This window comes from Pseudomonas sp. E141, from assembly GCF_052659885.1.
On record NZ_CP084024.1, the window covers coordinates 2,511,677 to 2,524,812 of the forward strand.

Here is a 13,136-nt window from a genome sequence, read left to right on the forward strand (position 1 = left end):
CTTGCTGCAGGGGTGTGGCTTGCAGAGTTGAAACCCGACTCATCGCATGTCCGAACTGAAATTCGGTTTATGCGTATATTGGGAACATCTGCTCGGATGGGCGCGCGCCGGCGGGCAGCGCACACCTCGTCAATCTATGTGACTATAGGCATTTGCGTATGACAAAGCAAATTCAGCATATCGTTCCGTTTCCACGGAAACGCTTATGTCGCTCCGAACTGCTTACGCTTCTGCCCTGAAATTCCTACGCACACGACGAGAGACCTCTCAGCAGGCGTTGGGCCAGGCTACCGATCGCTCTTACATCAGCCGGCTGGAAGCGGGTACACGCTCAGTGACGCTCGACGTTAGTCATTCCCTTGCCGAAGCGCTGGAGGTCGATCCTCTAACTCTCTTGCTACTGGCTTACGCTGCTGAGCGAGGCCAGACCCCGCAACAGGTGCTTGACCACCTTGCGGGCGATTTGGGAGCTAATGGTTTGCTTACCAGCGAAATTCCTTCCCAGCCCGTTGAGACCTCCCATCCGGTCACTGCTGCTGCAGAAGCACTCCGTCTGCGGATCAGAGAGCTCATGGATCAGGGACTGAGTCAGGCTGAGGTAGCCAGGCGCCTGGGGGTTGCTCGTCAGACTGTCAGTAACCACTTGAAGAAAATGGATTGATCCAGACTCTGATCGACACCTACGGTCATCAAGACAAAAATCAGGAGGTAAGCCGTGTTAATTCCTGGCTAAACGGCGAGCAAGCAACAAGACCAACAACTACAGGACTTTTTCTTGGATGGCTATCAGTGTAGGCGCCCGACTTTCGTAGGGCTGCTCGTAACGAATTCAACCGCCTTGGCTAATGTGTGGGTATGCCACACAGATCCGGCACAATATAGGGCCGCTCGGGGTCGGTTTCGGTGGGTGCCAGTACATATCTGACTTCTTGTGAATGACATCAGCATGAGGCACAGAGCGCCTGATACGTTATCAAAGGCTTTGCAGTACACGACCGATTGAGTCACTCCGTAAATATATCCAACCTGGCCACTTGCACTAAAAAATCACCGCGCCCAGCTACTAACCTCCTGAGCGCCATACTCCAGCTTCCAACTTTTCAATACAGAGTGATTGGCGCCACGCGTCTCAATTCGTTGCCCGGTATGAGGATTGATATAAATCTTAAGAGGTCGAATTGATTTAGGCTTAGCCGACTCTTCGAAACCTCTGCCGCCAGGGGCGGATTGAAGTTTCTCAGCCTGTGATGGATCAAGCAAAAGGATAATATCCTTAATTGAGAACTGATATTTTGCCGCTATAATTTCTAAGCGCCTGAGAAACTCCAAAGATTTTGCAACCTCAGGATCTTGGAGATCATCAATTAACGGTTTGAGCACTTCATAGTCGGGTGCAACATTTGCACTGGCCGAGAGTACGCCTGTTACTTTCGCTATAGCTTGATTTGCTGCCATTATAATTACCCAATAGTGTCCTTGCTGCAAAGTCTGCAGTTAGGTTTTCACACAGTGCTGGTAGCTTCTTGCTCAAATAGGGTTTCCTCACTTGCTGTGACCCCATGACGTCCATTGCCCTGATGGCCAGCCAGCATGGTTAGGAACTCCATACTGGCCTGGCCCGCATGATCACGAGCAAGCAACAGCTGCACTACGTCGTCTTTATGCAAGTCAAAGCTATCCATCAAAGCAGTCAGCTCCGCATGGAATTGAAGATCTAGCTGGTAATCAGCTTGCCCTTGCACCGCTTTCAAGGCCCTCAACGCCATCGTAAGACGGTGTTCGACTTGTCGATATTCGACCAGTGTGTGGCGCCGGTTCATAGGCCAAATCCCTACTCAGCTGATAGATACCCTATGAAGAGTGTAGCCGAAGGCGGCTTTGGTGGTAACCCTGGCCGAGTTTGCAATGCGGGCCTGGTGAGGGTCTGACAGAGTGATCACACTTACACCATGCTCGCCTACATCTGCCAAAGTGCTCCTGTCTAGGTCATATTAATCAGATAGTTACGAACAAATGTGGAGTTCACTTGGTTGATTTTGGCGGTTAGGTTCGCTACCCGTCATCGTGGTAGCTGACCTGGATGACGCGCCCTGCAGCTCTTTACCCGACGCATGAAAACTTTTCACGTTAAAAAATCCTGCAGTATCAGACCCCGGGATTTGGCTACCTATGATGATAGGCATAGGCTATTACTGAGCTATGCCTAGATGGAAGAAAGTCCAATATATCGGAAAAGTACTCCACACCTCCGCTCTGGATTTGTTGACGACGCATTCGTAAAATCCGGTTTAGCTAACGAAAAAAGCAATTCCTTCTTGTTTGTGCTTGTCATTCAATCACTTAAATAAATCCATATATCGTACTTAACATTGGTGCGGGCTCGTATCAATACCCTGAGTATCGCTCAAAATCGGCAGGGACTGAGGCGGGGTGTCACCCTGCAGAGGTTAAAGTTGGACAGGGCTCTGGTGGCCCACAGTCCCATCACTAGCCAAACTGGTCTGCGTAAGCGAGCTCAACAAGCGAGAAAACTTCAGTGCTCCAAGCGTCCCACGCCCCTCCCCGTGCCATGTACGTAGGGAGGGTTGATTAACAACAGATGTGATCAGCCTGCTGTGATACCATGCTCGATCTTTTTCATGGTTAAGGCTCATGGCTAAGTTTTGTTAGTCTTTAAAGTTCCAGGCCAACCACCGGGGAAGCCCTAGCCAAGCAATTTGAACGCGACCGTCGCCAGCTAAACTTTTACGAATGGCTTTGAGCACAGGCCTCACAGATTCGGAGGATAGTGCGCTCCGACTATACGCAGCCAATTCATGTCTATCAATAGGAAAAAACATTGAGTTACTGTACAGAGCCCTTCGTATAAATTTCGCCTCTTCTAAGGTAATGACGTCGTACGACATGCCTAGAAGCCAATAACCAACAGCTAGTGCGCGCGGGCTCGCAGTGTAGATTGTACTTAACGGGTCTTTGGCAGTGGTGCGTGCAACAGGATGCCCACGCCTACTATTGAATGCCAAGTTGATTGCCACCCCGCAGCCGTCATTTCGTGAGCCCAAGTAATGCATCCATAGGACAAGTAGAAAATTGGCTGCCTCAGGGGATAGCTCTTCCACATCTCGCTTTAGCACCGACCCGATATACCAATTTTCAACACGCTTGAGTAACGCGTTGAGCTTGCCATCAACGGTGCCAATCAGCTCTTTTGTGAAATAGGTAAGGACATAGCTGGTTTTCAGTCGAGGCGCGGGGCTTTCTACATATTCACTGAACGCAGCCCATGGTTTTTTTGCGATGTCGTACTTCGCTGAATTCAATCGGCTCAGCAAAACAGGCCGCGGGTGCGCATGGCAGAGTGCACGCCCTTTCAGTCGCCAGGCTCGACGCCAGGACGGCGCCCTTCCCGCAGCTATGTCGCTCTGCAGGCACACGTGGCAATAGGCATGGCTCGCGGCGTACGGCACATGGAGCGCCTCGGATATGTGGAAAGAACTCTGTATGACGCTCCGAACCCCTGGAGGCATCTCCGCCGTTAGACGCTCATGCAAATAGAGCTGGTCAGGATCGTCAAATTCATGTTTTGAAGCGGTAATCATGTCCAGAGCGGTGACAACCCAAGGAGGCAATACAGATTCGCTCAAGGCAACCCTTACCAGCCATGAGGAAAGGGTCTCGTCGTATACGGGTTTGATGAGACCACCAAATTGAAAAGGCTCGGCCCCCACATTGGTAGCACGGTGGGCGCTCCGGCCTCTCATACGCAGCCTTCCCGTAGTAACCGGACAACGCTTCCCATTTTGCCGCCCGTCAGCTCATGCACATCTGAGTATCGACCGCTGTAGGGCGCAGAGGCATCCCCAACTCGGGCACAGACGGCATCAACGAAGCTCTCAAAGTTTTCATCAAGATCGAATGCAGGTAGCTCAAGCACCTCAACCCTTATGTCAGCGGACAGTAGATAATCGGAGTACTGCCCGATAGCGGCCGGGTCGGCCGTCAAAAAAACGATCTTGAAGTGCCCCATGCGCAGGACGTAGGCCAGCGCTCCAAGATTAGACCGGACGGCCGACTTCGTCCCATGCAAGAGATCCTGAGCGTCTTCAACGATGAGGGCATGATAGCGTCTCAACCTGAGCGCTTCCTCGTAGTTCAGGGGCAAGTGCAGTATCGGCTCAACGACCGTACTGAGTGACAACCGCATTGAATAGATGACCTTGCCTAGGAGGTACTGACTACCAGTCATCAGAGGCTGATCGAGTACTAGTGTGCGATGTGACCCACGCAGCCTTACCCCGAGCTGCCGTCCAACACCCGACAATCCAGATCCCGTCATGCCAGCGATACACACCACCAAGGGACTCTCAACCTCGGTCAGGCTGGCTACGGTGGCCTGGGACAGACACTGCTCGAAAATCAATTGCGATGGGCTGGTGTTGATCCAAAACTCTCCAGCCATAGCGGAAACGGTAGCGGAGTCCATAATGATTAGCTCAGGCCGGATTGCGTCGAGAATACTGCTCGATGTATTCGTCAGCGTCGAAATTGCCAAGCATTCGCTCCTTGGTGCGCAGGAGGCTTTTGGCGTCTATCCGTTCCTCGCCCGACCAAATGGCCTGCATGCAGGACTCTGTCACAAGATCCATTACTGAACGCAACGGGCACACGCCTCGCCCGTTTGTTTCGGAGTGTTTTGTGGCTGCGAGTTGCTGCAACATGCTGAGGAACTCGTGGCTCTCTACATCGGACTGGCCCTTCAACGGCATGTAACACATGACACCCAAGAGCATGGCTTGAAAGATCTCTGACGTTAAATCTATCGAGCCATCCGGCTGGGCTCCATAGCTCCAATCGGGCAGCTCCATTTTCCTAAGCGCATACCGCGTACCGAGCTGATCATCTCCATCCAGCATTTCTGACAAGAGGGATACGCCCACCACGACCACATTCAACTGCCAATTCCTGCCTGAAAAACCTTTCAATGCTGAAAGGCACTTTTTAACATTGGTTTTGGTTAGCCTTTCTTGTAGATCCCGGATCTCATCAAAAACCACCACGCGAATATTTAGAGCTTTCACAGCCCGGATAGCCGAAAGATAGTCCTGATGGCTAGAGCTGAAGGGTTGTCCCCTGTAAAGCATGCCAATAACTTGAAGCATTCTTATTTCTACGTCAGATGACAATTTTGATGTTTCTTCGCTCATATCGATATAAAGCACCCTGCCTTGCCACCCAGACCCGGGCTTGAAGCTCTCCTTCTCCCAACGCTGGGCCAAATAGCTTTTTCCAACGCCTGGACTTCCAATCAATGCAAGGCCTGGATTCGATGCGCGCCTAGGGAAGGAGGCAAGATGCTTCACCATATTTATGGCGACGCCTGCCGCAGGGTAGTTGACCCAGATGTCACGAGCACACATCAACGCACGCTCAGAGGGTGGAAGGTCAAGAAGCTTACGTGTGCCCGGGCTTAGCTGGATCATAAGTCGTCGTCTCCAGTGAAAGCTCTCACGACGCGCCTGGAGGATGGGGAAGCGGTTGTCGCGGTTTTGGAGGATGGAGTAACACCCTCCTGTGAGCCAGTAGGTGCGCCGTCTCCACCCATATCCTTGAAAGGGCCAACCCATTCAGCCTGCGCAGCACTCTCCTGAGCCCTTAATGTCGAGCGGGTAGTCTCCTTATCTCGGCCTGTTGCCTTGTTGAACTCTCTGTGGAGAGCCATCCCTTCTTGCGTAAGCTGCCCACGCTGGAGGCCCTGCTTTTGTTGGATCTTGTATTCCAGGAGTGTTCTTGGCGTTTTAGAGGGCCTAAGGGTACGCAAAGGCTTCCACTTCCCATCATGCTTCACCCATATCCTATGCAAATTATTAATGTCTATCTTTACGGACACCATGTTTCCGATCTTGTTAAAGTAAGGCCCGTGTTCATAAGGAATACCTCTAGTTACAATTCCGGCAGGCCGAACCTTAACCCTACTTGAAGGTAGCATCTCAATCATAAACCCAAGGGGGTCATTCATGATCGGCGGTAATTTTAGAACGCCGTCATGAAGACCGTATATCTTGTCCCACCTCATATTAGAGGTTAGTCCACCCTCGCCGCCAGTATTGTGATTTTTACAAATGTCGATGGCAACTATCTTAGTAATTTCTTTGATTGAATACCGTGCTGCTGTTTCAGGATCGAAATCTGGACTTTTAAGGGGCGCAGAGCCAGTACTACCAGCCAATGTTTGGAGGCAAAAGCGATTGATCACTCCCTGATCATTCTCCACGGCGCCACCTGACTGAGTTCTTTTCCGCCGCACATGGCGTATGCCGTAAAGGTCAAAAGCCTTGCGAATGGTTTTTGCATTGAGGTCTGAGCCGCCATCAACGATGTAACCTTCTCCAGTGCCGTACATAGGCCAACTATAATTAGAGAGCCCGAGCTCAGCCATGAACCTGGCCTTGGGCATCATTGCATGGTGGATAGCCGCCGCGACGCTCGCTCGATTTGGAGTATTATAGCTTATGGAAAAACCCATTACTGCGTTAAAGAATGGATTACTGACAACAGTCAACCATGCTCTGCCTAGGGGTTCTCTTGTATCCTCATGCACCAAGACTATATCTGTCGGCGTATGATCGACATGAAGCCATTTCATCGGACTTATGTGATCGATAGCTGGGAAAGCGCTAAATCTTTTATTTGCTATATCTGGGCCCAGTTGTGACTTTACTTTTATTTTTTCTGAGATCGCGCTGAGCCTGCGCCACATAGTAGTCTGGGATGGTAGCTCCAAGCCTTTTTCGTCACAACGTGTCACGACTTCGTCGTAGACAAGCTGGTAGTTTGCGCCGTAGCCAGTGTAATGAGAGTCAAACGCTTCTGCTATTATAATTTCGACTTCAGGACTTATACCCCCCTCGCCTAGGCGCCGCCCGGACTTTCGGGGTAACTGGGATTGCCACCGGGGATCCTCATTGTAGAGCTTCCGCCGTTTTTTGAAAGTGCTAAATGCCATTCCTGCCTCAGCCAAGGCAGTTTCCAAGTCGATCTTCTTGGCCTGAAATTTAACTATTATTGAAGTTATTTTTTGGGCTTCGCTAACTTCATCGCTATCGTATTCGTTTGCAATGCGGGTTTCGTCCTCGCTGCTGATGAGATCCTGTTGTTTACGCAGTTGCAGAGATGCTTCAAAAACCGACGTCGCGACTCCGGAGTCAAAAGGCACTATCTCGCTTACAGGTACGCTGTGCGTTTCAGCCAAATCGATTGACTGGACGGAAACCAGATTAGTGGTCGCATCATAGTCCCTGATGCTGAAGACTTTGCCAGGTACGCTTTCAATGAAAACCGGAGTGTTCTGGTCAAACTCCACAGTAACCCCCAAAGATAAGCTTGCGACTATCGAGCGCTTACGACCATTGAGCGCTTAAGGTTTACAAAGCGATAATATAGAAGTGATTTGCTTGGGCAACTCATACCAATATATCCAAAGATATTTTGAATCTTAGTGACCATAATTACCCTACTTGTCATAGGCAGGGCCATTTCATAGTGCCAAACGCTTGATATAATGAACTCTTGTAGAAAGCAGCATTCATGGTTATGTGATGGATCGCGCCTGACGATTTCAAAGTAGTGCTTGATGAGTTCAATGGTTGACACTGGAATGGGCTTCTCTGCTAAGGGGGGCTTCGATTCCGAACTATGTGTTGATACCATCTCTAGCATGTGATTATTGAACCGCACAAGGAATTGCCGGGGCTGTAGGGGCAGGATGTCTTCAGCCTTGGCCGTCCTCACAGCGCCCGTCGCCAGGCGTACTAACCGTACCCTGCCATCCTGACCTGTCAAACTGCTGATAAGGCACATGCCCCCATCGCTGCGCTGTATGCCCACTGCCCCTGCGTAGAACATATGCTGCTCCAATCCCCAGACCTTGCATCAAGGTTTAGCAGCAATGTTTCAAATTTCAAACATTATTTGAAGACTGAATTATACTGTTGATTATTAAGAATAAAATAAAGCTCTCGTTTCATGAAACGAGAGCTTTTGTGCCATGAAAGCTACCGGTTATTGAAATCTGCGCTCGTGCTCTTGCTGCATCAATGGATTAGGGATGAGCTATGGGTTAGTGGTGGCGGCTAATTGCCTTGGTAGCCGGTTCAGCTGATTGGCGCACATCCTCAATCTCGGTCTGACAAACACTCCTCCTACGCAAGCTTCATAGTTGGAATACCGCGTAAAGAATGTGTTGCGGATACAATCCTGCTATTTCGTAGCTCCCCTTACCGCACGCCTGGGTCAGTATTCCGGCCAACGCGTCCCAAGACTTCCCATCATATGGATAGGGTTCAATCCACCAATCTTTGTTATGAATGCTGCCGGTAACGGCGAGTAGAAGCCCGAATCTCAGGGAGTATATTTCCTGTTCTAGGTTTGCGTCTTGAGTTCTCGTGGATACGAACTTGCACATTTTCCCGTAGTCCGCATGCATCTCCGCGGCCTTGCCCGCTGAGAACAGTTTTTTGGACTCAACCAAAATAGTGAGCTCAGTGCCTGCAAGACAGCCCTTTACTAGCAAATCAACGCGACTATGCCCCTCGACTGTGTTGTGATTCGAGGCCTCGGGGTAAACGTGTAAACCTTCCTGCAACGCGCGAGCCGCGAAATGAATCGTCAGATTCGACTCCTGAAGTCCATTCTGCTCAGGATTGACCACTGGCCAGTGATACTTAACTGCCGCCTCCAATGTTCTCGCCGACTGCATTACTAAATTCCTTATTGCAGCAACTTCACTCACATTAACCCCTCGTTTGGTAAAATTTATTGGCATCCTGCTGCTAGTTGCCGAGGAGTCCCACTACGCCAGTGGCAACTCCTTTGCGGGCTAAGACAGCCACCCAGCCGACCCATTGGCTGCGGCAACAACCCGTTAAGAATGTCGGGCGTATCACAGCGTTCTTATGATGTGTGGCGCACCTTCAATCTCGGCGAGATTACATTCAAGCTCGATACCAGCTTTCGGCATCCATACGCCAACTGTAAACCCCCCCCAAGCACGAAGACGCAGTGTCGCGCGACTACCCTGGAACGTCACCTTCATTGACGAGGGAGAAAAAGTAGGATGAAGCACAAACCACGCAAAATCACCTAACTGAACTGTGCGCGAACGATCAGCTTCCAGGCTCAGATTGATGGTGACCCAGTTTCGGCTCTCCGTCGGTTCAAATGTAGCGCTCAATCGATAACCGCTATGACTGGCATGCCCGCCAAACCGACCTCGATTGGGATCATCGGCAGGTCCTGGGGCACGACGGAGTGCCGGCATTTCGAGATATCCATCTTTTGCTACCGCATTGGAATTGTAGTTCTCATGCATACCGCTATATGCATTGGATTTACCGCCATAGATCGCAATCTGACCGGCGCTCACCTGTCCTTCAAATATGACCAGAGAGTCTCGATGGCGCAGCATTCCAGACGAGCTTCGTTTTGGCACAAGAATTTTGAGACTTTTTAGGGCATCAAGATCACGAGCGAACCAGGTGAACGTCGCTCCCGCCCCGCGTTGGAGTGGTAGCTCGCGATGCCAGCGCGTCAGAATACGATCAAACCTCTTGACCACTTCCAGATCACGACTCCCTTCTTTCTTCTTCAAATAGTCAGAGATGCCTATTGTGAGCTCTGAAAACAGATTGTTTGTGGAGTTGTAGTACGGTGATCCCGCCATCTGTGCTTTTGCAAGAGAGGCAATGGCTTCACCGATAGCGGCACCCTGAATACTCTCGATATTTTGATTTCCACTTTCAGTCGTTCCGGCCGCCGTAAGGGTATAACTCGCCCGGATAACATGTGCATCAAAGGACCATCCCACCTGCTCTACAAGTTTGTCAGCCCACGCCAGTCCAATTTGCGGAAAATGCTCTGGAAAGCGAATTGAGATTAGCCCGACCAGGAGCGCGGCCCAAGGATCAGCGCCTTTGAGGAGTAAGGTTGCAGGATCAACATTCCCAATCACATCATCGCGAATGGCAGCCACTTCAGCAGAAGACCCTGCGTCCAAAGCGCGTACCAGTGCTCGCACTTTGGGATCAGTCGGCATGATCACAAACTCCAGATCAGCCGGTGAAAAAGGCGGCGCAGCAACGGTGATTTTTGTACCTCCCCGATACATCGGAAGAAGACATCTTTCGACTCGCGCTTTCTCAATCGCAACTGACATCCTTACCCGATAGCCCGCCCAAGGATCACGACCCAAGTCAGTAGGTAACTCAATTTCCAACCGTCCCGCATAGAGCTCTAAGGTCGGCTGTCCTTTGAAAAGATCGAAAGATTCTCGCTTACGGTTTTCTTCTGACAGCCCGATCGAGATACGTTTTCTCTCCCCAGACATGTTGATTTTTCTGTGGCCGACGTTAGGGGATCTCTCATTAGTAATGGATTCAAAGGTCGTATTTTCCTGCTGTCTAAACTCAGCAACGCTTCGTTCAATCGTCGGGAATATAAACTCCTCGGTCGCTTGCCGTGTTTCCACGTCGAGAAAGTTAGTATTGCCGCCCGATGATGACAATGCTGAGAAAGACGGTAGGATAACCGTGTTAGCAACACCCTCGCGGACTTCAAAAAACACGGATTGAGGAGGCACACCTGCCGGGGTGATCACGCATGAATAGAGGCCAGGCTCAACATTATCCTGCTCAAATGTCCGATTGTTGGGAGTGGCCACCCAATCGGCAATCTCCTGCCCCCTTCCTTCGATACGGACAGTTCCAACAGACAAGTCATTGGGAGCTTCTAGATGCAGGCTTGTTTTCATCGCACGATGACCCTCTGATCAAACAACGGCGCATTCGGCTGAAAAAGAGCTGGGTAGTAATCGGTACCATCCACTGCAATGGCATACAGCGCATTGCAACTAGGTGGAACCGTCGTGAACCATGCACTTGGGTCGCCAGCATCTCGACACTTCAACGACGGTAGTGTGGGATCATTCTGCTGACTGATAACAAAATTGAAATGCGCCATCCTCTCAGGCGGATCAGTCATGACCACGATGGGCAGTTCGAACTGTTGCGGGAAAACGATGGGCGTCAGTTCAGATGGCATCACCGCCTGGTAAGGTTCGAATGGTAAATTCTCATCCCAGTGATTGAAGAACACACGCCGTAGGGATTTGAGATCCATGAGCAGATGGTGAGGTATTACACCCCAACGATTTTGAAGCCATCGCGCAGAGGAGCCACTCAAGCCTTTGATTAACGTTTGAGTGAAACGGCCAAATTTTAAGGTCTCGTCCTCAACCGAACATCCCTCGTAGGCCAGCATGCCTTCAGCCGCAGCGCATAGTAAAGATACTTGATTGCGGCTGACCGCAAAGAGGTTTGGATCAGGATAAAAACGGCAGTCCTGAGCCCTGCCGAGCTCGAAACCCGGCAAATATTCACCGCAGGTGTCAGAAAACATAAAAGCGGCAGATATAGATTGGTTTTTTCTCAGTGAATTGGCGAGCGAACCTAGATCGATGTGCTTCCAGACGTTGATCGCGTTCTGGTTCAGATTCTCAAGGAATAAAACCGGCTGTTGCAAATGCGACGCGCCGTGGCCGCAACAGTAGAAAAAAGCAATATCACCTGGTTCGGCAGTTACCCGGTTGAACCAAGCCTCCCCTCGTTCCAGAACGTTCACTTCAGTAGCCCTATCCACCGGACCGCGGTTCCATGAGTATCGGCCTGCAGTGTCTTGAGGGTCTGAAATCAGAACCTCCAATGTGGCAAGGGGAGCGGTAAGTATTTCTTGATTTTCAATCAACCAATCACACATCAGCTTTGCGCTATCCGCTGCACTGGGGAGGTTATTAACGCCTCGAAGGTTTGCCTGAACCCCCTCGTTTTCTTTAGCGTAAGGATAGTCACCCACGCCAATGACAAACGCGTGGGTTTTAGGACCTGCAAGGGGACGATCAATCAGCAATGTCATCAATTCGTCCTCATAGAACGTTGAGTTCCTGCAAGCGCTTACGCGCCCGAGCGTAAAATTGTGGGCGCTGGAAGTATTTTGAATGCGCTTCCGAGATCCCTGCTACGGAATTGAATTCAAGGTCGATGACATCCTTGAAAATCATATCGGAACGAAAGGCTAGCGGATCGATCGGATCGAAAACATTCATCCATTGGCGGACGCAATCAGCTCTCTGGCGGGCCAATTGGGTTGGTAAATTTTGGGCAATAAGATCAAGAGCAGCGAAGAAGCCGGGCTGCGAACCAACCGTTAGAAGTGCATCCACAGAAAGGTCATCGGGAAGGCCTACTGCTGCAGGATCATTGAGCATATCGACGAGAATTACCCCTCCCATGCTGTGGCCTACGACCACGAGTGGGCCGTTGTTCTCCTTCGCTTGCTGATGAGCCTTTATTAAGGACTCTGCGACGATTTTCTGAATATTTTTACGCGCATAACCGTCTTTTAGATAGACGAATACGTCACTTATAAACAAACCAATGGCAGGAGTGAGGTTTCCTCTGACTGCATTGAATCCGAGCGTCGAGGCTGCATTGCGAACTCGATCAGTGACCGCTGTCACTGCATCACCGATGAAACTGCCAATACCTAACGATTTAGGCGCATTCGCGTTGAACTGAGCGGTGATGGATTGAGGAGTCGCATTTCCATCGAACAAAACAGAGGCTTTATTCGAGGTTATGAGTTCAGCTGCAACACGAAACACCTGTATCTCGTCAGGCTTCAACGCTCGATTCTGTGCTGCCGCCTGATCCGCGATCTGAGAGCAAATTGCGTCAAGTGCAGCGATCGGATCCTGCTTACCAATAGCGCCAACGGAGATGTCAACATTCCCCCCGCCTTTACCACTACCTATCAGGCCACCTCCCATGCTTGGAAGCGCCTCAATGTTCAAAGAGAAGGTACCCGTCTTTTTAACATTGGTTTTGAACACTTCTGATGGGACTTCAGGTACGAAATGGCCCCACATCGGCGAATGAAATGTTACCGTTTTATTTGGAAATAGCAGCTCGCGAAAGAGCATCTCTCGGGTTTTTACCAAATTCTTATACTCAGGTGTATCCCGAGTTGCGACACCATGTACAAATACTAACTGCACCATAGAGCCTCCGTGTATAGTATGTAAAAAT

General features: G+C 50.4%; 11 protein-coding genes. 1 reads left to right on the forward strand and 10 read right to left on the reverse strand.

All coding sequences use genetic code 11. The features are described 5' to 3' along the window. The first annotated feature begins 205 nt into the window (after positions 1–205). Positions 206–661 (forward strand): helix-turn-helix domain-containing protein, encoded by a 456-nt coding sequence (locus tag GKKCFE_RS11275; RefSeq protein WP_133337733.1) that lies wholly within the window; start codon positions 206–208, stop codon positions 659–661. 386 nt (positions 662–1,047) lie between these two features. Here the strand turns inward: GKKCFE_RS11275 and GKKCFE_RS11280 are convergent, their stop codons facing one another. The 10 genes from GKKCFE_RS11280 to GKKCFE_RS11325 all read right to left on the reverse strand — a co-directional run bounded on the left by GKKCFE_RS11280 (position 1,048) and on the right by GKKCFE_RS11325 (position 13,108). Next, positions 1,048–1,455 (reverse strand): histone-like nucleoid-structuring protein, MvaT/MvaU family, encoded by a 408-nt coding sequence (locus GKKCFE_RS11280; RefSeq protein ID WP_133337731.1) that lies wholly within the window; start codon positions 1,453–1,455, stop codon positions 1,048–1,050. A 47-nt stretch (positions 1,456–1,502) separates the two neighbouring features. Further along, the gene (locus GKKCFE_RS11285) at positions 1,503–1,820 is read right to left on the reverse strand and encodes a hypothetical protein (protein WP_341637497.1); all 318 of its coding nucleotides are present in this window, start codon (positions 1,818–1,820) and stop codon (positions 1,503–1,505) included. 846 nt (positions 1,821–2,666) lie between these two features. Then, on the reverse strand, positions 2,667–3,644 hold the full coding sequence (locus tag GKKCFE_RS11290) for a hypothetical protein (protein WP_445577848.1): 978 nt from the start codon (positions 3,642–3,644) through the stop codon (positions 2,667–2,669). 113 nt (positions 3,645–3,757) lie between these two features. After that, positions 3,758–4,552, reverse strand: coding sequence for a hypothetical protein (locus GKKCFE_RS11295; protein ID WP_445577849.1), 795 nt, complete (start codon positions 4,550–4,552; stop codon positions 3,758–3,760). Then, entirely contained in the window at positions 4,494–5,480 is a 987-nt protein-coding gene (locus tag GKKCFE_RS11300; protein WP_133337723.1) for a TniB family NTP-binding protein, read from the reverse strand. The genes GKKCFE_RS11295 and GKKCFE_RS11300 overlap by 59 nt, the downstream gene beginning before the upstream one ends. Continuing rightward, positions 5,477–7,360: a Mu transposase C-terminal domain-containing protein gene (locus tag GKKCFE_RS11305; protein WP_341637494.1), complete on the reverse strand. Its 1,884-nt coding sequence runs from the start codon at positions 7,358–7,360 to the stop codon at positions 5,477–5,479. The genes GKKCFE_RS11300 and GKKCFE_RS11305 overlap by 4 nt, the downstream gene beginning before the upstream one ends. Positions 7,361–8,209: 849 nt before the next feature. Then, on the reverse strand, positions 8,210–8,788 hold the full coding sequence (locus GKKCFE_RS11310; protein ID WP_445577850.1) for a hypothetical protein: 579 nt from the start codon (positions 8,786–8,788) through the stop codon (positions 8,210–8,212). A 150-nt stretch (positions 8,789–8,938) separates the two neighbouring features. Further along, positions 8,939–10,804, reverse strand: a complete 1,866-nt coding sequence (locus GKKCFE_RS11315) for a pYEATS domain-containing protein (RefSeq protein WP_445577851.1) — start codon at positions 10,802–10,804, stop codon at positions 8,939–8,941. Then, positions 10,801–11,964: a hypothetical protein gene (locus GKKCFE_RS11320; RefSeq protein ID WP_445577852.1), complete on the reverse strand. Its 1,164-nt coding sequence runs from the start codon at positions 11,962–11,964 to the stop codon at positions 10,801–10,803. The genes GKKCFE_RS11315 and GKKCFE_RS11320 overlap by 4 nt, the downstream gene beginning before the upstream one ends. Positions 11,965–11,974: 10 nt before the next feature. Then, positions 11,975–13,108 carry a hypothetical protein gene (locus GKKCFE_RS11325; protein WP_445577853.1) on the reverse strand — a complete coding sequence of 378 codons (1,134 nt, stop codon included), beginning with the start codon at positions 13,106–13,108 and terminating at the stop codon, positions 11,975–11,977. Positions 13,109–13,136: the final 28 nt, after the last annotated feature.

Bases quoted from the DNA above. Each gene is read 5' to 3' on its own strand.
- GKKCFE_RS11285 (WP_341637497.1), bottom strand. From the start codon at position 1,820: ATGAACCGGCGCCACACACTGGTCGAATATCGACAAGTCGAACACCGT.
- GKKCFE_RS11280 (WP_133337731.1), bottom strand. From the start codon at position 1,455: ATGGCAGCAAATCAAGCTATAGCGAAAGTAACAGGCGTACTCTCGGCC.
- GKKCFE_RS11315 (WP_445577851.1), bottom strand. From the start codon at position 10,804: ATGAAAACAAGCCTGCATCTAGAAGCTCCCAATGACTTGTCTGTTGGA.
- GKKCFE_RS11275 (WP_133337733.1), top strand. From the start codon at position 206: ATGTCGCTCCGAACTGCTTACGCTTCTGCCCTGAAATTCCTACGCACA.
- GKKCFE_RS11325 (WP_445577853.1), bottom strand. From the start codon at position 13,108: ATGGTGCAGTTAGTATTTGTACATGGTGTCGCAACTCGGGATACACCT.
- GKKCFE_RS11300 (WP_133337723.1), bottom strand. From the start codon at position 5,480: ATGATCCAGCTAAGCCCGGGCACACGTAAGCTTCTTGACCTTCCACCC.
- GKKCFE_RS11320 (WP_445577852.1), bottom strand. From the start codon at position 11,964: ATGACATTGCTGATTGATCGTCCCCTTGCAGGTCCTAAAACCCACGCG.